Source organism: Streptomyces antnestii (genome assembly GCF_004005495.1).
Taxonomy (GTDB): Bacteria; Actinomycetota; Actinomycetes; order Streptomycetales; family Streptomycetaceae; genus Streptomyces; species Streptomyces antnestii.
In genome coordinates this window covers 86,003-107,163 of record NZ_RZYA01000001.1, presented here as the reverse complement: position 1 = coordinate 107,163, position 21,161 = coordinate 86,003, and the positions used below count along the sequence as shown (strand labels likewise).

The following is a 21,161-nucleotide window of genomic DNA, read 5'->3' as shown; positions in this document are numbered from 1 at the left end:
CTTCGCGCCTTACCGGAGTCGAATTGCCCAGCCCCTACCGCGCCATATTCGCCCTGCCCGGCACCAAGAGCTTCTCGGTCGCCGGGTTCCTGGGCCGGATGCCCCTGTCGATGATGGGCATCGGGATCGTCACGATGGTCTCCCAACTGACCGGCCGTTACGGGCTCGCGGGCGGCCTGTCCGCCACCGTGGCGCTCTCGGCGGCCGCCATCGGCCCGCAGATCTCGCGGCTCGTCGACCGGCACGGACAGCGGCGCGTGCTGCGTCCGGCCGCCCTGATGTCGCTCGTCGCGGTCGCGGGTCTGCTGCTGTGCTCGAAGTTCGAGGCGCCGGACTGGACTCTGTTCCTCTTCGCCGCCCTCATCGGCTGTGTGCCGAGCGTGGGCTCGATGATCCGTGCGCGCTGGGCGGCCCTCTACAGGGACACCCCTCAGCTGCACACCGCATACTCCTTCGAGTCCGTCATCGACGAGGTGTGCTTCATCTTCGGGCCGATCATCTCGATCGGCCTGTCGACCGCCTGGTTCCCGGAGGCCGGGCCTCTTCTCGCGGGCGGATTCCTCGCGGTCGGTGTCTTCTGGCTGACGGCCCAGCGCGCGACCGAGCCGGCTCCGCATCCGCGCGGGCAGCACTCCTCGGGATCGGCCCTGAGGTCGCGGGGCCTTCAGGTCCTGGTGGCCACGTTCGTGGCGACGGGCACGATCTTCGGTTCGGTGGACGTGGTGACCGTGGCGTTCGCGGACGACCAGGGCCACAAGGCGGTGGCCAGCCTCGTCCTGGCGGTGTACGCGGCGGGCTCCTGCGTCGCCGGAGCGGTCTTCGGCCTGCTGCACTTCAAGGGGGCGCCCGCCCGCCGGTGGCTGGTCGGTGTGTGCACGACAGCCGTGAGTATGATCCCCCTCCTACTGGTCGGGAACCTGCCGTTTCTGGCCGTGGCGCTGTTTGTCGCGGGCCTGTCCATCGCACCGACGATGATCACGACGATGGCTCTTGTCGAGCAGCACGTACCACGCGCGAAACTGACCGAGGGCATGACCTGGGTGAGCACCGGACTCGCGGTCGGTGTCGCGCTCGGCTCCTCCGTGGCCGGCTGGGTGATCGACGCCGCCGGCGCGAAGGCCGGGTACGGGGTTCCGGCCGTGGCCGGTGCCGTCGCGGTGGCGGTCGGGTTCCTGGGGTACCGCCGGCTGAAGCAGCCGGTGCCGCAGCGGGGAGGAACCGATGAGCACGGGGAACGCGGGCAACGGCACGACGAACGCCCGACAGGCCAGGACACGGAACGAACCGTGGCGTAACTGGGCGGGGAACGTCACCGCGCGGCCGGTCCGCGAGGTGACGCCCGCGTCCGTGGAGGAGCTGTCGGCGGCCGTCCGCGCGGCGGCCGAGGACGGCCTCAAGGTGAAGGCCGTCGGCACGGGCCACTCGTTCACCGCAGCGGCGGCGACCGACGGTGTATTGATACGCCCTCAACTGTTGACCGGGATCCGCAACATTGACCGCGAGGCCGGCACCGTCACGGTGGAGGCCGGCACACCGCTCAAGAGGCTCAACCTGGCCCTGGCCCGCGAGGGCCTGTCACTCACGAACATGGGCGACATCATGGAGCAGACCGTCTCGGGCGCCACGAGCACCGGCACGCACGGCACGGGCCGCGAATCGGCGTCAATCTCCGCGCAGATCAAGGGCCTTGAACTGGTCACCGCCGACGGCTCGGTCCTCACCTGCTCCGAGAAAGAGAATCCCGAGGTCTTCACGGCCGCGCGCATCGGCATCGGCGCCCTCGGCATCGTCACGGCGATCACGTTCGCGGTCGAGCCGGTCTTCCTGCTCACCGCCCGCGAGGAGCCGATGACCTTCGACAAGGTCACGAGCGACTTCGATGCCCTGCACGCGGAGAACGAGCACTTCGAGTTCTACTGGTTCCCGCACACCGGCAACTGCAACACCAAGCGCAACAACCGCAGCGCGGGCCCCGAGGCCCCCGTCAGCCGCTTCAGCAGCTTCTTCGAGGACGAGCTCCTGTCGAACGGCCTCTTCCAGGCGGTCAACTCGCTCGGCCGCGCGGTCCCCTCGACGATCCCGGCGATCGCCAAGGTCTCCAGCCGCGCGCTCTCCGCCCGCACCTACACGGACATCCCCTACAAGGTCTTCACGTCTCCGCGCCGCGTGCGCTTCGTGGAGATGGAGTACGCCGTTCCGCGCGCGGCCCTGGTCGAGACGCTGCGCGAACTGAAGACCATGGTCGACCGTTCGAACCTGCGGATCAGCTTCCCCGTGGAGGTCCGCACGGCCCCCGCCGACGACATCGCCCTCTCCACGGCGTCCGACCGGGACAGCGCGTACATCGCCGTCCACATGTACAAGGGCACGCCGTACCAGGCCTACTTCACGGCGGCCGAGCGCATCTTCACCGCGCACGAGGGCCGGCCGCACTGGGGCAAGGTCCACACGCGCGACGCCGAGTACTTCTCCTCGGTCTATCCGCGCTTCGGCGAGTTCACGGCGCTGCGGGACCGACTCGACCCGGACCGCTTGTTCGCCAACGACTATCTGCGCCGCGTCCTCGGCGACTGACCGCGCTCACCCGGCCGGCGTCTGGGCCTGCTGCGACGCGTCGGCCCCGGGACCGCTCTGGGACGCGCTCGGAGTGGGTGTCGGGGTCGGCGTGGGCGTGGACTTGTCCGCGCCGGTCCCGGAACCGCCGCCCGCTCCGGTGCCGGTCCCGCTGTCCGAGCCGGTGTGGGAGTCCGCGCTTGCGGTGGGCGTCGGCGTGGGCTCCGTCGTCCCGCCCTGCCGGCTCCCGCCCCCGTCCTGCGGGGCGCCACTGTGCGTCCCGGCACTGCCGCCGTCCGACGGCTGCTGCTGATGCTGTGAGGTGCCGGGCGCGGGGGTGTGGTCGTTGCGCGGCGAGGAGCCGCCGCCCCCGGTGAAGGCCTCGCGGACGGTGGTGTGTTCGTCGTCGCCGCTGAAACTCTGCCCCGAGGCGAGCTCGTACGCTGTGATGCCGCCCATGGTCACGCCGAAGACGAGGGCGGCGGCCGTGAGGGGCCGCTTCCAGCTCCGCACGCGCGCGCGATGCGTGGTCCCTTCGGTGAACTCGTCGGGGACGTCATGGGGGAAATCCTGGGGCAGCCCATGGGTGGACCCGTCATCCCCGCCCTCTGGCGCCGTCGCGGCACGCAGCACGCGCGTGGCGTCGTCCTGGACAACGGCCCTGAGCAATCGGGTCTTCTCCGGATCAACAGCACGCGCCGCGAGAAGCCGGGTGCGGTCATCACTCTTGAGAAGCTGCGTCCGCTCGCCGCCGAGGTCCGGCAGAACCGTCGTCGCGTCGCCGCCCCGTACCGCCAGAACCGTCGTGGCGTCGCCGCCCCCTACCGGCAGGACTGTCGTCGCGTCAGCCCCCGGCGCCGGCAGAACCGTCGTCGCCTCGGCATCCTGCGCCGGAGCCGCCATGCCCCAGGTCGTCGTCCTCGGCAGCGCGCTCGTCCGCCGGGCCACCGTGGCCGTCGCCGACGGGACCGCGTCGGACCGGAAGGTCTCCGGTACGGGCCGGCCCTCACGGGTCACCGGGACCTGGCGGTTCTTGGGTATCGCCTGGCCCGCGACGTCACGTATCTGCTCGCCGGTCCGCCGGAAGAAGTGCTGGAAGAGCGTGCCGCCGCAGGTGGCCAGAGCGCTCACCACGCCCGCCCCCACGATCGTCCCGTACACGCCGAGCCCGGAGGCCAGCTTGGCCGCCACGACCGCGGCCACGGCACTGCCCGCCACTTGCGGCACACTCAGGTCGAGCCGCTTCCCCTTGGGCTTTTCTGGTACGTCCTTGGAGGTTCCCGGCTTATCGCCCATCTCCGACCCTTGCCTGCCTTTCTCGACTTACTTCACGAGAAAGGGACGTAAGCGAGAAGCGATTAGTTCCGGATCAGGAGATTCCGTGAAGCACGCCACGTCCATGGACCCGGGGCGAGCCGCACCCCGTACCAACTCCCGCCCCGCATGAGAACTTCGATGGCGTGCCGGTCCACCCGAGTGGCCCGAATGGAGTACCGTTGCGAGCCCTGGGTCCGGTCTCCCGTCAGGGTGCCCGGGGCCTTCCAGGACCGCCGAGAGGGGGTTCGTTGCACAGGGTGACGAGCTCGGTCACTTAGCGTTGCGAACAGGTAACCGTGCCATAACGGCGTTCCAGGGCCCACGCCCGACACGCCGGGCAACTCGGCAAGGTTGTGGCAGGCTGCACCCGGGCAGGCCACACTCGACTAGCGGAAGCAGCGACGCACGTGACGTCGGCAGGCACCACCCGGGAGGTCCCCATGCCCGAACTGCGTGTCGTGGCCGTCTCTAACGACGGCACACGGCTGGTGCTGAAGGCTGCGGACAGCACGGAGTACACGCTTCCGATCGATGAGCGCCTCCGGGCCGCCGTGCGCGGCGACCGTCCGCGCCTCGGCCAGATCGAGATCGAGGTGGAGAGCCATCTCCGCCCTCGCGACATCCAGGCGCGGATACGTGCCGGTGCCTCCGCCGAGGAGGTGGCGCAGCTCGCCGGCATCCCCGTCGACCGTGTCCGCCGCTTCGAGGGCCCCGTGCTCGCGGAGCGCGCCTTCATGGCCGAGCGTGCCAGGAAGACCCCCGTACGCCGCCCCGGCGAGAACGCGGGCCCTCAGCTCGGCGAGGCGGTGCAGGAGCGGCTGCTGCTGCGCGGCGCCGACAAGGAGACCGTGCAGTGGGACTCCTGGCGTCGCGACGACGGCACCTGGGAGGTTCTGCTCGTCTACCGGGTCGCGGGCGAACCGCACTCGGCGAGCTGGACGTACGACCCGCCCCGGCGGCTCGTCCAGGCCGTCGACGACGAGGCGCGCTCGCTCATCGGCGAGACCGACGACATCGCGACGCCGGAACCCAGCTTTCCGTTCGTGCCGCGTATCGCCAGGCTGCCCCGCGACCGCCCCCTCGACCGGGCCCTGGACCGGCAGTTGGAGCGCCCACTAGAGCGTCCCGCACCGCCGGCGCCCGTGCCGGAGATCACCGATGAGAGCCCTGCCGCCGTCTCGGCGTCGGAGCGTGACTCGCTGACCAGCCTCCTGGAGGCCGTGCCCAGCTATCGCGGCGACATCGTGGTCCCCGAGCGGCCCGCGGTGCCCACGCCCGAGCCCGTCACGGAGGAGCCGGAGCCCGTCGAGGCCGAGGAGCCCCCGGCACCCGCCGCGTCCGCCGGGGCGGGTTCCGCCTACGCGGACGTCCTCATGCCGCGCAGCGTCGCCGGTCACCGCGACCGGCTCACCGGCACCACCGACCGCCAGGCCGAGGCCGACGGAGTGCGGCCGGGGCGTCGGGCGGCCGTGCCGAGCTGGGACGAGATCGTGTTCGGCACCCGCCGCAAGAAGCAGGACTAGCCGGAAAGTCGCTGTGTGAGAGGCCCGCGCCGACACGGCGCGGGCCTCTCACATGGGTAATGCCCTACTGAGGGTCGGGGCCGGTCGCCACGGGGCGGGACTCGTCCGACGACCACTCCGACCACGACCCGACGTACAGCGCCGCGTCGATCCCCGCCACCGCGAGCGCCAGCACCTCGTGGGCGCCCGAGACGCCGGAGCCGCAGTACACCCCGACCGCGTCCGAACCCCCGGACGCGCCAAGGGACTTGAAGCGGGACGCGAGCTCTTCGGCGGGCAGGAAACGGCCGTCGCCCGCCACGTTCTCCGTCGTCGGCGCGGACACCGCGCCCGGGATGTGACCGCCGACGCGGTCGATCGGCTCGACGTCACCGCGGTAGCGCTCGGCCGCGCGGGCGTCGAGAAGGGTCCCGGTGCGGGCGAGCGCGGCCGCGCCGTCGGCGTCCAGGAGCGCGACCGCGCCCGGCGCGGGCTCGAACGTGCCGGGCTCCGGCGACGGCGTCGCCGTCTCCAGCGGGCCCTCCCAGACAGCGAGACCGCCGTCGAGCACGCGCACGGACGGGTGACCCGTCCAGCGCAGCATCCACCAGGTGCGCGCGGCCGCCCAGCCCTGTCCGCCGTCGTACACGACCACGTCCCGGTCGGCCGACACACCGGCCCGGCGCATGACGGCGCCGAAGGACGCCACGTCCGGCAGCGGATGCCGGCCGGCCGCGCCGGCCGGTCCCGCGAGGTCCGCGTCCAGGTCGACGAAGACCGCGCCCGGGAGGTGTCCGGCCTCGTAGGCGGCCCGTCCGTCGAAGGCCGGGGCGCCCGCCGCCTTGGCCACGCTCAGCTGCCAGCGGACGTCGAGGAGCACCGGCGGGTTCTCCCCCGCCAAGTCGCTCGCGAGTTCGGCTGCGGTGATGATGGCAATGGCATTCATGAGGGTCATCCTTGCGCATGCTCTGGCCCGAGCGCCGTCGGTCGGCTAGCGTGCACGATCGACTACCGAGCGTTGACCGACCGGACATCGCGAGGTCATGGCGTGGCAATGGATGCGAAACACCTCGCCAGGCATCCTCGTGCGAGGAGTCCGGCCGTGGCGGCGCGGCCGATCAGCGGCGTGCGGCACGGAGTGCCAGGATCAGCTCGGGCGCGTCGCATCACGTGATCTTGTTCCGAGGAGAGAGTGACGATGACCGAGGCAGCAGCCAGGCGCGCGCCGGGCACCCCCTGCTGGGTGAGTCTCATGGTGCACGGCATGGCGGCGACCCAGGGGTTCTACGCGGCGTTGTTCGGCTGGGAGTTCCGGCCGGGACCGCAGCAGCTCGGCCCCTACGTGCGGGCCCTGCTCGGCGGTCACGAGGTGGCGGGGATCGGGCAGATGCCGTCCGACCGCCATCTGCCCGTCGCCTGGACCCCGTACCTCGCCTCGGACGACGTGGACGCCACCGCGGAGACCGTGCGGCACTGCGGTGGCACGGTCGGCGTCGGTCCGCTCGACGCCGGGGAGGCGGGCCGGATGGCCATCGCGTCGGACCCGGCGGGCGCGGTGTTCGGCATCTGGCAGGCGGCCGAGCACCTGGGGATGGCGCTCTCCGGGGTGCCGGGCGCGCCCGCGTGGAACGAGCTGGTGACCCAGGAGACCGAGAGCGTCGCGAAGTTCTACGAGGCGACGTTCGGTTACGAGGAGGAGGCCGTCGTCTCGGCCGACTTCGACTATCTGACGCTGCGCCTGAACGGCAGCCCGGTGGCGGCGGTGCACGGGGTGGGCCACTCGCTCCCGCGCGACCGGGGCGCGCACTGGATGACGTACTTCGAGGTGGCGGACGTGGACGATTCCGTGTCACTGGTCGAGGAGCTCGGCGGGCATGTCCTGAAGCCCGCGCGAGACGGCTCGCGCGGCCGCGTCGCGACGGTCGCGGACCCGGAGGGCGCGGTGTTCACGCTGGTGCGGTCGGTGCCGCTCGGCGAAGGCTAGGTCACGCCCTGGGCGCCGCTGTCCGGGGTCAGTCCGCGGCGACGGGGAGCACGTCCGGGGAGAGGGAGCCGGCACGGGACGTTGCCGAGGTGAGGCGGCGGCTGTGGTGGCGCCGGCACAGGACCTCGTAGCCGACCTCGTCGTCGCCGCGGTCGACGTCGCCGACGACGACCTGGGCGCCCTCGACGACCATCCGGCCGCCCACCGTACGGGCGTTGTGCGTGGCGCGGGCGCCGCACCAGCACAGGGCCTCGACCTGAAGCACCTCGACGCGGTCGGCGAGTTCGACCAGGCGCTGCGAGCCGGGGAACAGCTTGGAGCGGAAGTCGGTCGTGATGCCGAAGGCGTAGACGTCGAGGCCGAGGTCGTCGACGACGCGGGCGAGCTGGTCGATCTGGGCGGGCGCGAGGAACTGCGCCTCGTCCGCGATGACGTAGTCCACCCGGCCGCCCTGGGACAGCCGGTCGACGACGTACGCGTACAGGTCGAGGTCGTCGGCGACCTCGACGGCGTCGGTGACGAGGCCGAGGCGCGAGGACAGTTTGCCCTCGCCGGCCCGGTCGTCCCGCGTGAGGATCAGGCCCTTGAGGCCGCGCGCCGAGCGGTTGTGCTCTATCTGGAGAGCGAGGGTGCTCTTCCCGCAGTCCATCGTTCCGGAGAAGAACACGAGCTCGGGCATGGGGAGTTGAGGGCCTTTCAGCGGACGCGGGGAAGGGTACGGGGACGTTCAGGTGCGGACTTCGAGCAGCGGTACGAGCTGCTCGGCGGGGGTCATCGAGCCGTGGTTGCCGACCATGGCCGACTCCTTGGGCTCGTTCTCCGAGGCGATGATGACCACGTCGTCGCGGGCGGCCGCGATGACGTCGCCCAGGCGCGCGTAGACCCGCTCGTCGATGTGCGGGCCGAACCAGCCGGCCTCGATCGCCTCGTCCCGGCTCGCGATCCAGAACTGCTCGCCGAGCACCTCGCGCCACACGGTCAGCACGTCGGCCTCGGCGCCCGGCACCGCGTAGACATGGCGGGCGCGGCCCTCGCCGCCGAGGAGGGCGACGCCGGCGCGCAGCTCCCAGTCCTCGTCGAAGTCGATACGGGACTGCTCGTCGAACGGGATGTCGATCATGCCGTGGTCGGCGGTGACGTACAGGGCGCTGCGCGGCGGAAGCTGCTCGGCGAGGCGCTGCGCGAGGCGGTCGACGTACATGAGCTGACCGCGCCAGGGGTCGGAGTCGACGCCGAAGCGGTGGCCCTTGCCGTCGACCTCGCTGTAGTACGTGTACACCAACGACCGGTCGCCCGCCGCCAGTTGCTCGGCGGCCAGGTCCATGCGGTCCTCGCCGGAGAGGCGCCCGCGGAAGGTGCCGCCGCTGAGGGCGATCTTCGTGAGGGGCGTCGACTCGAAGGCGGGTGCGGAGACCTGCGCGGTGTGCACCCCGGCGTCGTGGGCTCGCTGGAAGATCGTCGGGTACGGCTGCCAGACGTGCGGCTGCGTCCAGGGGATCCAGCGGAGCTGGTTCATCAACTCGCCCGTGTCCGGGTTACGGACGGTGTAGCCGGGCAGGCCGTGCGCGCCGGGCGGCAGGCCGGTGCCGACGGAGGCGAGCGAGGTGGCGGTGGTCGCCGGGTAGCCCGCGGTGAGAGGGCTGCCGGTGCCGCCGCGTGAGGAGGAAAGGAGCGAGGTCAGGAAGGGCGCCTCGTCGGGGTGGGCCTTGAGCTGCTCCCAGCCGAGCCCGTCGATCAGGAACACGCAGGCACGGTCGGCGGGCGCCAGCTCGGGGATCGCCGCGGCGCAGCCGGGGACGCCGAGGTGGGAGCCGAGCGTGGGCAGCAGGTCGGCGAGGGAACCGGCGCCGTATTCGGGCACGGGGGCGGATCGGACGGCGAGCGGCTCGGCATCGTGCCACTCGTCCCAGGCGGGCACGGCCATCAGCGGGCGGTCGCCGCGGTGGCCTCGGACAGGGACTGCGCAAAGGCGAGGGTCTGGCGCACGGTGTCGGGACCGTCGCCGGTCTCGCTGACGCGCAGGCTCAGGTCGTCGGCCGTCGAGTTGCCCGTGTAGCCGTGGTCCGCCTCGCAGTTGGGGTCGCCGCAGGCCGCGGGCTCCAGGTCGATGCGGGAGACGGCACCCCAGCCGATGGTCAGGACGACCTCGCGGGGCAGCGTGCCGGGGACGTACTTCTCCGGGTTGGCGACGACGCGGCTGAGCACGACCGACGAGATCCGGCCGAGCTTCACGGACTCCGTGGACGTCGTCGCGTACGGAGTCGGGGAGGTGCTGTCGGCGGCCTGCTCGTCGGTGTGGCTGACGATGAAGCGGGTGCCGGTGAGGACGAGCACGGTGACGTGCCTGCGCACCTCGTTCGAGTCGAAGGTGGTCTCCTGGTGGACCAGGTACGACCCGATGGGTTCGCCGCCGACCGCGGCCTCCACCGCCTCGGCCACGAGGGCCGGGTAGTAGCCGCTGCGCTCGATCGCGGCGCGGAGCCCTTGGGTCGTCGTACTGGTCTTGGCCATGGGGTCCATCTTAAAGCCCGGGGAGGGGCCCGCGGTGCGCCTGTGGACGGGTGCGGAAAACACCTGTATGTGGGGCTCGTCTCATCCGCCGGTCCGGTCAGTACGCGGGCAGGGTGCGGGGGCCCAGGTCGTCGCGGGCGGGCGGTGGGGCGAGGCGTATCGAGGCGCCGAGGACCGACAGGCCGTGCTGTGCGACGACGACAGGCTCCAGGGAGACGCCGACGACCTCGGGGTGGTCGTCCACGAGCCGCGAGACCCGCTGCAGCAGCTCTTCGAGGGCTGCCGTGTCGACCGGTGCGGAGCCTCGCCAGCCGAAGAGCAGGGGTGCGGTCTTGATGCCCCTGACGATCGACTGGGCGTCGCGGTCGGTGACCGGGATCAGGCGGTGTGCGGTGTCGCCCAGGAGTTCGGACGCGGCGCCGGCGAGCCCGAAGGACAGGACCGCTCCTGCGGCCGGGTCGATGACCGCGCGGACGACGGTGTCGACGCCGCGGGGCGCCATGGCCTGGACCACGGGCCGCAGCTCCCCTGGCTTGCCCAGGGACTCGGACAGCTCCTCGTAGGCGCGGCGCAGCTCCGTCTCGTCCCCCAGGTCGAGGCGTACGCCTCCGAGGTCCGCGCGGTGGCGCAGGTGGGGGGCGGTCGTCTTGAGGGCCACGGGGTAGCCGAGGGCACGCGCTGCGGCGGCCGCCTCGTCCGGCCCGGGAGCGGGCAGGGTCTGCCGTACGTCGATGCCGTAGCGGGCGAGGAGGGCGCGGGCGTCCTCGGGGGCGAGCTCGGTGCCGCGCGGGTCGTCGTCCTTCGCGAGGAGCGCCGTGATCAGCTCGGCGGCGCCCGGCTCGTCGATGCCGTCGTACTCGGGGACCTTGCCGGGTTCCGCCGCGTCGCGCCGCCACTGGGCGTACTTGACGGCCTCGGCGAGCGCGCGGACCGCGCGCTCGGCCGCGGGATAGGCGGGGATGAGCGCGGGGGCGGGGGCGGGTTCGTCCGTGGGGGTGCGTCCTGCCGGGGTGCCGTTCGCGGTCCTGGCCAGGGCGCGCGGGCCGGTGCTGGTGGCGGCGGAGAGCGCTTCCGCGAGGCCGCCGAGCTCCACGTGCACGACCAGGACGGGCTTGGTGGGGGTGCCCGCGGCGGCCGAGCTGAGCGCTTCGGCGAGCGCCTCGTCCGCGGCGGACGTCTCCCCCACGGCGGGCATCGCGGTGACGACGACCGCGTCGCACTTGTCGTCCGCGAGCGCCTCGGTGAGCGCCGCGTGGAAGTCCTCGGCGGACGCCGCGGTCGTCAGGTCGACGGGCGGCTTGGGCCGCAGCCCCTCGGAGAGGCAGACGTCGTACGTGAGGAGGCCGAGCGACTCCGAGTTGCCGAGGATCGCCACGCGGGGGCCGGGCGGGAGTGGCTGGCGCGCGAGCAGCAGGCCGGTGTCGACGAGTTCGGTGATCGTCTCGACGCGGATGACGCCCGCCTGGCGCAGCAGGGCGGACACGGTCGCGTAGGGCAGGCGCGTGGCGCGGACGGCGTGGCCGAGGGGGGCGACGCCGCTGTGCCGGGCGCCCTGCACGACGACGAGGGGTTTGGCTGCGGCCGTGCGGCGGGCGAGACGGGTGAACTTGCGCGGGTTGCCGATGGATTCGAGGTACATGAGGGCGACGTCCGTGTCCGGGTCGTCGTACCAGTACTGGAGTACGTCGTTGCCGGAGACGTCCGCGCGGTTGCCGGAGGAGACGAACGTCGACACGCCGGTCACGCCGGTGACGCCGCCGCCGCGCCGTTGGAGGCGGGCGAGCAGCGCGATGCCGATGGCGCCGGACTGGGCGAACAGGCCCATGCGGCCGACGCGCGGCATCTCGGGCGCGAGCGAGGCGTTGAGCCGCACCTCGGGCGAGGTGTTGATGACGCCGAAGGCGTTCGGTCCGATGAGACGCATGCCGTACGAGCGGGCCTGGCGCACCAGTTCGCGCTGGCGGGCGCGGCCCTCGCTGCCGGACTCGGCGTATCCGGCGGAGATCACGACGATGCCCTGTACGCCGCGCTCGCCGCACTCGGCGACGACTTCGGGGACGTCGCGCGCGGGGACGGCGACGACGGCGAGGTCGACCGGGTCGGTGGCGTCGATGTCGTGGACGGAGCGGTGGGCGGGGACGCCGTCCAGGTCCCGCAGGTCCTCGGGGAACGCCTTGTTCACCGCGTGCAGGCGGCCGGTGAAGCCGGCGTCGCGGAGGTTGTCGAGGACGCTGCGGCCGACGCCTCCGGCGTTGCGGCCCACGCCGACGACGGCGACGGACCCTGGGGCGAGGAGCCGGTGCACCGAGCGGGACTCGGCGCGCTGCTCACGCGCGCGCTGCACGGCGAGGGAGGCCGCGGTGGGTTCGAGGTCGAACTCCAGGCGGACGACGCCGTCCTCGAAGCGGCGCTTCTGGGTGTACCCGGCGTCCGTGAACACCTTGATCATCTTGGTGTTGGCGGGCAGCACCTCGGCGGCGAAGCGGCGGATGCCTCGCTCGCGGGCGACGGCGGCGATGTGCTCCAGGAGCGTGGACGCGACGCCCCGGCCCTGGTGGGCGTCCTGCACGAGGAAGGCGACCTCGGCCTCCTCGGCGGGGGCGGAGGCGGGCATGCCCTGCGCGTTGATCCGGTCGTAGCGGACGGTCGCGATGAACTCGCCGCCCACGGTGGCCGCCAGGCCCACCCGGTCCACGTAGTCGTGATGGGTGAAACGGTGCACGTCCTTGGCGGACAGGCGCGGGTAGGGCGCGAAGAAGCGGTAGTACTTCGACTCGTCCGAGACCTGCTCGTAGAAGTTCGTGAGCCGCTCGGCGTCCTCGGTGGTGATGGGCCTGATGCGCGCGGTACCCCCGTCGCGCAGCACCACGTCTGCTTCCCAGTGGGCGGGGTACGTGTGCCGATCCGACGGGGTCTGCATGGGGCAAGCGTACGGCGCACCACGGACAGTCGTACGGGTCGCGGCGCGAGCGGTGTGCGGGCGCGCGAGGGCGGTGGCGCACGGGTCGCGACGCACGCGGGCCGACGGCAGGCTATGAGGGCCGACGGGCGCGGGCGTGCGGTACGAGGGTCGCGGGTGTGCGGCACGAAGGGCTCACAGCGGGTGCGTCCACCGGTGTGGGAGACTGGTCTAGACAACTGTGAGACTCCTGAAGGGCAGCAACACATGGCTGAGCGCCGCGTCAACGTCGGCTGGGCCGAGGGCCTTCACGCCCGCCCCGCCTCCATCTTCGTCCGCGCGGCCACGGCGGCCGGCATCCCCGTGACGATCGCCAAGGCCGACGGCAACCCCGTCAACGCCGCCTCCATGCTCGCGGTGCTCGGCCTGGGTGCCGCAGGCGGCGAGGAGATCGTCCTCGCCTCCGACGCCGAGGGTGCGGACGTCGCCCTCGACCGCCTGGCCAAGCTGGTCTCCGAGGGGCTCGAGGAGCTTCCCGAGACGGTCTGACGACTGTCCGGCGAGGGGCGCGCCCATTTCGCGGGCGCGACTTCTCACGTCAAATAACACATCGAATAAAGGGTCTGCTCGTTCACGCGGGCAGGCCCTTTGTTTTATTTCCGGGGATCGATTTCCCGCACCACGCACATAAAAGGCTGCCCTCTTTTTATACGGCGGCCGTGTTAATACTGAAGACCCGGTGTGTTGACGGAATGTTGCCAGGTCCTCACACGGTCGCCGGCGCCCGGGACGCGCAGCCGGTGTGCGGCGGCTGCGCGCTCCGCGTGCTGCGCCGTCAGCGCCCGCGCGCGCTCCGCGTCGCCGCGCGCGACCGCGTCGACGATCGCCCCGTGCTCGGCCCAGGAGTCGACGGGCCGCGCGGGCGGCTCGACGGCGTACATCCAGGCGATCTTGTGGCGGAGCTGGGTGAGCAGCGTGACGAGCCCCGGGCTTCCGGAGGCCTGCGCGAGCGTCTCGTGGAACCAGCCGCCCAGTGACCGCAGGTCCTCGTTCCGGCCCCCCTTGGAGCGCTCCTGACCGAGCCTGACCAGGCCCCGGAGGACCTTCAGGTGCGCCTCCGTGCGGCGCTGCGCGGCGCGGGCCGCGGCGAGCGGTTCGAGGAGCATCCGGATCTCCAGCTGGTCGGCCGCCTCCTGCACGGTGGGTTCGGCGACGCACGCGCCCGCGTGCCTGCGGGTGACGACGAAGCCCTCGGCCTCCAGGGTGCGCAGCGCCTCACGCACGGGAACGCGCGAGACTCCGTAGCGGCGGGCGAGCACCTCCTCGGTGAGCCTGCCGCCGCGCTCGTGGACCCCGGCGACGATGTCGTCGCGGATCGCCGTGCATACCGCCTGCGCGGGAATACGCATGCCCCGACCTCCGCCTCGATCTCCGCAGAAAATGCGGTCGCCAGTCGCTCGTACAGCGCGATGAATGTCTTTTCAGCGCGCTTGCCCAGCGACTCTATTCCAAGCGGCGTCATTTTCCGAAGGCAGCCCGGAATTCATGGAGATTTTTTGGACAAGACCGTTCGGGAACGGCGAAAGCCCCGGCTCGGTGAGCCGGGGCTTTCGGTGCGCTGTCGCTGCGGACGCGGCAGAGGTCAGACGTTCACGCCGTGCGAGCGCAGGTACGCGACGGGGTCGATGTCCGAGCCGTAGTCGGGGCTCGTGCGCGCCTCGAAGTGGAGGTGCGGGCCCGTGACGTTGCCGGTCGCTCCGGAGAGGCCTATCTGCTGCCCGGGGGTGACCGTCTGGCCGACAGAGACGCCGATGGACGACAGGTGCCCGTACTGCGTGTACGTGCCGTCGTGCATCTTGATGACGATGTTGTTGCCGTAGGCGCCGCCCCAGCCCGCCTCGACGACGGTGCCCGAGCCCACGGCGTGGACCGAGGTGCCGCTGGCGGCGTGGAAGTCGATGCCGGTGTGACTGCCGGAGGACCACAGGCCACTGCTCGCCTTGTACCCGGTGGACACGTACGAGCCGGTGACCGGCACGACGTAGGCGTTCAGGCGCTTGCGCTCGGCCTCACGGGCGGCGCGTTCCTTGGCCGCGCGCTCCGCCTTGGCCTTCGCCTCCGCCTTGCGCCTGTCCTCCTCGGCCTTCCTCCTGGCCTCGGCCTCGGCCTTCTTCTTCGCAGCCGCCTCGTCCGCGGCCTGCTGCTGGGCGGCGGCCTGCGCGTCGATCTGCTCAGCGAGGGAGTCACCGATGGAGAGGGCCTTGGTCAGGCCGGTCTGCTCCACGGCCGCGTCGCCGGCGGCGAGGGCGGGGGCGGCGAGGCCTCCGATGACACCGGTCGTGGTGAGCGCGGCGACGCCGGCGACCTGCGCGGTGGTACGCGTGAGACGGCTCGGACGACGGTGCTTCCCGGTGGCACGGGTGAACGCCATGAGGCGGCTGATCCTTTCCCTCCTTCTCGCCTACCGGGTTAGCTGACGGGTTCGGAGCAGGAAGGTCTCCTACGGACTTCCTTCAAGAAAGGATGTCCGATTCACCCCAGGGACTGCGTGTGGGTCCCCGGCTCCCCCGGCTCGCGCCTTGGGGGACTCGGCGATGGCTGCCCGGTGCCGCGGGCGCGGCGTACTTCTTGCTTCTGGCGGACAGCCGGACCGACGCTAAGCGGGGCATCTTTCAATCAACAAACGGAACCGGGCTTTTGTAGCGCATGCCACAGGGCAGACAGGCAACCACCGGTTCAATTCGGACATACGAGGGCCCCGGTGGTCATCTCGCCCACCGGGGCCCGAAGTTGTCCGCCCCACGGTCAGCCCGTGACGACGGTCACCTCTCCGATGCCGAGCGCCCTGACGGGCTCCTCGATCTGCGCGGCGTCACCCACGAGCACCGTCACCAGCCGGTCGGCCGGGAAGGCGTTCACGACGGCCGCGGTGGCCTCCACGGTGCCCGTGGCGGCGAGCCGCCGGTACAACTCCGCCTGGAAGTCGTCCGGCAGGTGCTGCTCGACCTGGTCGGCGAGGGTCCCCGCGACGGCCGCGGCGGTCTCGAACTTGAGCGGGGCGACGCCCACCAAGTTCTGTACGGCGACGTCCCGTTCGGCGTCGGTCAGACCCTCCGCGGCCAGCGTGCGCAGCACCTTCCACAGGTCCTCGAGCGCCGGACCCGTGTTCGGGGTGTCCACGGAACCGCTGATGCTCAGCATCGCGGCGCCCGTCCCGTCCGGCGCCGAGAGCAGCACCTGACCGAACGCCCGCACACCGTAGGTGTAGCCCTTCTCCTCGCGCAGGACCCGGTCCAGACGCGAGGTGAGGGTGCCACCCAGGCAGTACGTGCCGAGCACCTGCGCCGGCCACACGCGGTCGTGCCGGTCCGCGCCGACACGGCCGATCCGCAGCTGGGTCTGCACGGCGCCGGGCCGGTCGACGATGACGACACGGCCGCGGTCGTCGGCCGTCACCGGCGGTACGGGACGCGGCTCCGCCGTGTTCCCCGTCCAGGCGCCCAGCGTGTCCGCGAGGAGGGCGTCGAGGTCGGTGCCCGCGAGGTCGCCCACGACGACGACGGTCGCCGTGGAGGGGCGCACGTGCCGGTCGTAGAAGGCGCGCACGGCTGTCGCGTCGATGGCGGCGACCGTCTCCTCGGTGCCCTTGCGGGGACGGGACACGCGCGCGGTGGCCGGGAAGAGCTGCTTGGAGAGCTCCTTGGCGGCGCGGTAGGCCGGGTTCGCCGTCTCGTGCGGGATCTCGTCGAGCCGGTTGCGCACCAGGCGGTCGACCTCGCCGGCGTCGAACGCGGGCGCCCTGAGGGCGTCGGCGAGCAGGCCCAGCGCCTTCGGGAGCCGGGAGACGGGCACTTCGAGGGAGACCCGTACGCCCGGGTGGTCCACGTAGGCGTCGAGGGTCGCGCCGCAGCGTTCCAGCTCCGCGGCGAACTCCTCGGCGGCGAGCTTGTCGGTGCCTTCGGAGAAGGCCCTCGCCATGATGTTGCCGACCCCGTCGAGCCCGGCGGGCTCGGCGTCGAGGGGCGCGGCGAGGTTGACCTCGACGGCGACGACCTGCTGGCCGGGGCGGTGGCAGCGCAGCACCGTCAGGCCGTTGTCGAGGGTGCCGCGCTCCGGGGCGGGGAACGCCCACGGCTTGGCGTCGCCGGCCTGGGGCTGCGGGTGGAAGTCCATGGTCGCGAGCTCGGTCACTTGCCCGCCTCCTCTTCTGCGGTCGCGTCGGCGGTCTCGTCAACTGGCGCCCCGTCGCCCTCTGCGGCTTCTTCGGAGGCCGTGGGTTCGTAGACGAGCACCGCGCGGTTGTCCGGGCGCAGATGAGCCTTGGCCACCTCGTGGACCTCCTCGGCGGTGATGTCGAGGACGCGCTGCACGGCGGTCAGGGCGAGCTGCGGGTCGCCGAACAGGACGGCGAACTTGCACAGTTCGTCGGCGCGGCCCGCGACCGTGCCGAGCCGGTCGAGCCACTCGCGCTCCAACTGGGCCTGGGCGCGTTCCATTTCCTCCGGAGTGGGCCCCTCCGCGACGAACCGCTCCAGCTCCTCGTCGACGGCCGCCTCGATCACCGGGACCTCGACGTCTCCGGACGTCTTCACGTCCAGCCAGCCTACGGAGGGTGCTCCCGCGAGCCGCATGAGGCCGAACCCGGCGGCGACGGCCGTCTGGTCACGGCGGACGAGACGGTTGTAGATCCGGGACGACTCGCCGCCGCCCAGGACCGTCAGGGCGAGGTCGGCCGCGTCGCACGCGCGCGTGTTGTCCGCGGGCAGCCGGTAGGCGGCCATCAGCGCGCGGGCCGGGACGTCCTCCTCGACGACCTCGCGCAGCTCCTGTCCGATGCGCTCGGGCAGGGAGCCGTCGCGCGGGGGCTGCTTGCCCTCGTGCCGCGGGATGGAGCCGAAGTACTTCTCGACCCAGGCCAGAGTCTTCTCGGGGTCGATGTCCCCGACGACCGAGAGGACCGCGTTGTTCGGCGCGTAGTACGTGCGGAAGAAGTTCCGCGCGTCCTCCAGGGTGGCCGCGTCCAGGTCCGCCATCGAGCCGATGGGCGTGTGGTGGTACGGGTGGCCCTCCGGGTACACGAGGGCGGTCAGCTTCTCGAACGCGGTGCCGTACGGAACGTTGTCGTAGCGCTGACGGCGCTCGTTCTTGACGACGTTGCGCTGGTTCTCCATCGACTCGTCGTCGAGCGCGGCGAGCAGGGAGCCCATCCGGTCGGCCTCCAGCCAGAGCGCCAGCTCCAGCTGGTGGGCGGGCATGGTCTCGAAGTAGTTGGTGCGCTCGAAGCTCGTCGTCCCGTTCAGCGAGCCGCCGGCGCCCTGCACCAGCTCGAAGTGCCCGTTCCCGTGGACCTGCTTCGACCCCTGGAACATCAGGTGCTCGAAGAGGTGAGCCAGACCCGTACGGCCCTTGACCTCGTGGCGCGAGCCGACGTCGTACCAGAGGCAGACCGCTGCGACCGGGGTCAGGTGGTCCTCGGAGAGCACCACGCGCAGGCCGTTGGCGAGGCGGTGCTCTGTCGCTTTGAGGCCGCTGGAACCGGCCTCGGCGGTGGCCGTGTGACCCATGGGCATGTACGTCCCTTCGATCGCGGAACTATCGCGGAAACTGCAGATCTGCTGCCAGTTCTGCCACTGTATGCAAGCGTCCGGACGCCTGGCGAAGTTCCCGCACTGCGTACGCCGAGAGCGAGCACCGAACGCCGTACGGACGGGTCGCGGTCGGCGTTGTCAGTGGGGCGGTCCACAATGGTGCGCGTCAGACTCTCGTACATGCCCCGGCAGCATCTGTGAAGGAGCCGCAGCAGCGATGGCCCGCCGCAGCACGAAGACCCCGCGCCCCGATGACGACGCAAACTACGAGGAGAAGATCCTCGACATCGACGTCGTCGACGAAATGCAGGGCTCCTTCCTCGAGTACGCCTACTCGGTGATCTACTCCCGGGCCCTGCCTGACGCCCGTGACGGCATGAAGCCCGTCCACCGGCGCATCGTCTACCAGATGAACGAGATGGGCCTGCGCCCCGACCGCGGCTTCGTGAAGTGCGCCCGCGTCGTCGGCGAGGTCATGGGTAAGTTGCACCCCCACAGCGACGCGCCGCTCTACGACGCCCTGGTGCGGCTCGCCCAGCCGTTCTCGATGCGCCTCCCCCTGGTCGACGGCCACGGGAACTTCGGCTCCCTGGGCAACGACGACCCGCCGGCCGCCATGCGGTACACCGAGTGCCGGATGGCCGACGCGACGTCGCTGATGACGGAGTCGATCGACGAGAACACGGTCGACTTCGTGCCGAACTACGACGGCCAGGAGCAGGAGCCCGGTGTCCTGCCGGCCGCCTACCCGAACCTCCTGGTCAACGGCGCGTCCGGCATCGCCGTCGGCATGGCGACGAACATGCCGCCGCACAACCTGGGCGAGGTCATCGCCGCCGCCCGCCACCTCATCCGGCACCCGGGCGCGGACCTCGAGACACTGATGAGGTTCATCCCGGGCCCCGACCTGCCGACCGGCGGCCGGATCGTCGGCCTGTCCGGCATCAAGGACGCCTACGAGTCGGGCCGCGGCACCTTCAAGATCCGCGCCACGGTCTCCGTGGAGAACGTGACGGCGCGCCGCAAGGGCCTCGTCGTCACCGAGCTCCCCTTCGCGGTCGGTCCCGAGAAGGTCATCTCGAAGATCAAGGACCTCGTCGGCTCCAAGAAGCTCCAGGGCATCGCGGACGTCAAGGACCTCACCGACCGCCTGCACGGCCTGCGCCTGGTCATCGAGATCAAGAACGGCTTCGTGCCGGAGGCCGTCCTGGAGCAGCTCTACAAGCTGACGCCGATGGAGGAGTCCTTCGGCATCAACAACGTGGCGCTGGTCGACGGCCAGCCCCTCACGCTCGGCCTCAAGGAGCTCCTGGAGGTCTATCTCGACCACCGCTTCGAGGTCGTACGCCGCCGCAGCGAGTTCCGCCGCGGCAAGAAGCAGGACCGGCTCCACCTGGTGGAGGGCCTCCTCGTCGCTCTGGTCGACATCGACGAGGTCATCCGCATCATCCGCTCCAGCGAGAACAGCACGGAGGCCAAGCAGCGCCTCATCGAGCGCTTCTCGCTGAGCGAGATCCAGACGCAGTACATCCTGGACACGCCGCTGCGCCGGCTCACCAAGTTCGACCGCATCGAGCTGGAGACGGAGCGCGACCGCCTCAACGGCGAGATCGACGAGCTGACGGGCATCCTGGATTCGGACGCGGAGCTGCGCAAGCTGGTCTCGGCCGAACTGGCGGCGGTGGCCAAGAAGTTCGGGACCGACCGGCGCACGGTGCTCCTGGAGTCGGCGGGCACCACCGTGGCGGCGGTGCCGCTGCAGGTGGCCGACGACCCGTGCCGCGTCCTGCTCTCCTCGACCGGCCTGCTCGCGCGTACGGCCGGCGGTGAGCCGATCCCCGGGTCCGAAGAGGGTGGTGCCGACAAGCGCGTCAAGCACGACCTGATCGTCTCCGCGGTGCCCGCGACGGCCCGCGGCGAGGTCGGCGCGGTCACCTCCGAGGGCCGCCTGCTGCGTCTGAACGTGATCGATCTGCCGCAGCTCCCGGACACGGCGTCCGCGCCGAACCTCTCCGGTGGCGCGCCGATCTCGGAGTTCCTGTCCTCCCTGGAGGCGGACGAGAAGGTCGTCTGCCTCACGACCCTGGACGAGTCGTCGCCGGGCCTGGCGATCGGCACCGAGCAGGGCGTGGTGAAGCGCGTGGTGCCCGACTACCCCTCGAACAAGGAGGAGTTGGAGGTCATCACCCTGAAGGACGGCGACCGGATCGTGGGCGCGGTCGAGCTGCGTACCGGTGAGGAGGACCTGGTCTTCATCACCGACGACGCCCAACTGCTGCGCTTCCAGGCGTCCATGGTGCGCCCGCAGGGCCGCCCGGCGGGCGGTATGGCCGGCATCAAGTTGGCGACGGGTGCGAAGGCGATCTCGTTCACTGCGGTCGACCCGGCGGTCGACGCGGTCGTCATCACGGTGGCCGGTTCGCGCGGCACGCTCGACGACTCGGTGCAGACGACGGCCAAGCTGACGCCGTTCGACCAGTACCCGAGGAAGGGCCGTGGCACGGGCGGTGTGCGCTGTCAGCGGTTCCTGAAGGGGGAGGACTGTCTGAGCCTGGCCTGGGCGGGCCCGGCGCCGGCGCGCGCGGCGCAGAAGAACGGCACACCGGCCGAGCTGCCCGAGATGGACCCGCGCCGCGACGGCTCGGGCCTCTCGCTGCCGAAGACGGTGGCGGCGGTGGCGGGCCCCGTCTGACGGTAGTTCGCTGAACCCGGCGGCAGAGATCAAGGGGTCTGCCGGCGGTGACGGCGTGGAGGAGGGCCTGGCGCTCAGGTGGCGGGTCCTCCTCATCCCAGGCCCGCCACCAGCG

At 71.6% G+C, this 21,161-nt stretch carries 16 protein-coding genes and 1 riboswitch; of the genes, 6 read left to right on the top strand and 10 right to left on the bottom strand.

Translation table 11 applies throughout. The features are described from left to right. Positions 1-23 precede the first annotated feature (23 nt). Entirely contained in the window at positions 24-1,295 is a 1,272-nt protein-coding gene (locus tag EOT10_RS00435) for an MFS transporter (RefSeq protein ID WP_127825986.1), read from the top strand. Continuing rightward, a complete protein-coding gene (locus EOT10_RS00430; RefSeq protein WP_127825985.1) occupies positions 1,222-2,574 on the top strand; it encodes a D-arabinono-1,4-lactone oxidase in 1,353 nt (450 codons plus the stop codon). The genes EOT10_RS00435 and EOT10_RS00430 overlap by 74 nt, the downstream gene beginning before the upstream one ends. Positions 2,575-2,580: 6 nt before the next feature. Here EOT10_RS00430 and EOT10_RS00425 read toward each other — a convergent pair whose 3' ends face one another. Beyond that, positions 2,581-3,849: a hypothetical protein gene (locus tag EOT10_RS00425; protein WP_127825984.1), complete on the bottom strand. Its 1,269-nt coding sequence runs from the start codon at positions 3,847-3,849 to the stop codon at positions 2,581-2,583. Between the two features lie 461 nt (positions 3,850-4,310). Between EOT10_RS00425 and sepH the strand changes: the two genes are divergently transcribed. Continuing rightward, on the top strand, positions 4,311-5,393 hold the full coding sequence (gene sepH / locus EOT10_RS00420) for a septation protein SepH (protein ID WP_127825983.1): 1,083 nt from the start codon (positions 4,311-4,313) through the stop codon (positions 5,391-5,393). A gap of 64 nt (positions 5,394-5,457) precedes the next feature. Here the strand turns inward: sepH and EOT10_RS00415 are convergent, their stop codons facing one another. Next, entirely contained in the window at positions 5,458-6,327 is an 870-nt protein-coding gene (locus tag EOT10_RS00415) for a sulfurtransferase (RefSeq protein WP_431313241.1), read from the bottom strand. A 243-nt stretch (positions 6,328-6,570) separates the two neighbouring features. Here EOT10_RS00415 and EOT10_RS00410 point away from each other — a divergent pair, with 243 nt between their 5' ends. Continuing rightward, positions 6,571-7,356, top strand: a complete 786-nt coding sequence (locus EOT10_RS00410) for a VOC family protein (RefSeq protein WP_127825981.1) — start codon at positions 6,571-6,573, stop codon at positions 7,354-7,356. 28 nt (positions 7,357-7,384) lie between these two features. Here EOT10_RS00410 and EOT10_RS00405 read toward each other — a convergent pair whose 3' ends face one another. The 4 genes from EOT10_RS00405 to EOT10_RS00390 form a co-directional block, all read right to left on the bottom strand. Beyond that, the gene (locus EOT10_RS00405; RefSeq protein ID WP_127825980.1) at positions 7,385-8,035 is read right to left on the bottom strand and encodes a thymidine kinase; all 651 of its coding nucleotides are present in this window, start codon (positions 8,033-8,035) and stop codon (positions 7,385-7,387) included. 48 nt (positions 8,036-8,083) lie between these two features. Continuing rightward, on the bottom strand, positions 8,084-9,280 hold the full coding sequence (locus EOT10_RS00400) for an alkaline phosphatase family protein (RefSeq protein WP_127825979.1): 1,197 nt from the start codon (positions 9,278-9,280) through the stop codon (positions 8,084-8,086). Beyond that, the gene (locus EOT10_RS00395) at positions 9,280-9,867 is read right to left on the bottom strand and encodes a DUF5998 family protein (protein ID WP_127825978.1); all 588 of its coding nucleotides are present in this window, start codon (positions 9,865-9,867) and stop codon (positions 9,280-9,282) included. The genes EOT10_RS00400 and EOT10_RS00395 overlap by 1 nt, the downstream gene beginning before the upstream one ends. Before the next feature lie 97 nt (positions 9,868-9,964). After that, positions 9,965-12,787 (bottom strand): bifunctional acetate--CoA ligase family protein/GNAT family N-acetyltransferase, encoded by a 2,823-nt coding sequence (locus EOT10_RS00390; RefSeq protein ID WP_127825977.1) that lies wholly within the window; start codon positions 12,785-12,787, stop codon positions 9,965-9,967. Between the two features lie 246 nt (positions 12,788-13,033). Between EOT10_RS00390 and EOT10_RS00385 the strand changes: the two genes are divergently transcribed. Further along, entirely contained in the window at positions 13,034-13,315 is a 282-nt protein-coding gene (locus tag EOT10_RS00385) for an HPr family phosphocarrier protein (RefSeq protein ID WP_127825976.1), read from the top strand. Between the two features lie 173 nt (positions 13,316-13,488). Here EOT10_RS00385 and EOT10_RS00380 read toward each other — a convergent pair whose 3' ends face one another. The 4 genes from EOT10_RS00380 to EOT10_RS00365 form a co-directional block, all read right to left on the bottom strand. Then, positions 13,489-14,175, bottom strand: a complete 687-nt coding sequence (locus tag EOT10_RS00380; RefSeq protein ID WP_127825975.1) for a GntR family transcriptional regulator — start codon at positions 14,173-14,175, stop codon at positions 13,489-13,491. Between the two features lie 233 nt (positions 14,176-14,408). Continuing rightward, positions 14,409-15,197, bottom strand: coding sequence for a M23 family metallopeptidase (locus tag EOT10_RS00375; RefSeq protein ID WP_127825974.1), 789 nt, complete (start codon positions 15,195-15,197; stop codon positions 14,409-14,411). Between the two features lie 12 nt (positions 15,198-15,209). After that, a riboswitch (cyclic di-AMP (ydaO/yuaA leader) is annotated at positions 15,210-15,370 on the bottom strand. A gap of 201 nt (positions 15,371-15,571) precedes the next feature. Continuing rightward, positions 15,572-16,957, bottom strand: a complete 1,386-nt coding sequence (locus tag EOT10_RS00370) for a M16 family metallopeptidase (protein WP_127825973.1) — start codon at positions 16,955-16,957, stop codon at positions 15,572-15,574. After that, positions 16,954-18,336, bottom strand: coding sequence for a M16 family metallopeptidase (locus tag EOT10_RS00365; RefSeq protein WP_127825972.1), 1,383 nt, complete (start codon positions 18,334-18,336; stop codon positions 16,954-16,956). The genes EOT10_RS00370 and EOT10_RS00365 overlap by 4 nt, the downstream gene beginning before the upstream one ends. Before the next feature lie 235 nt (positions 18,337-18,571). On the opposite strand from EOT10_RS00365, the gene EOT10_RS00360 reads away from it, so the two are divergent. Beyond that, the gene (locus EOT10_RS00360) at positions 18,572-21,046 is read left to right on the top strand and encodes a DNA gyrase/topoisomerase IV subunit A (protein WP_127825971.1); all 2,475 of its coding nucleotides are present in this window, start codon (positions 18,572-18,574) and stop codon (positions 21,044-21,046) included. Positions 21,047-21,161 lie beyond the last annotated feature (115 nt).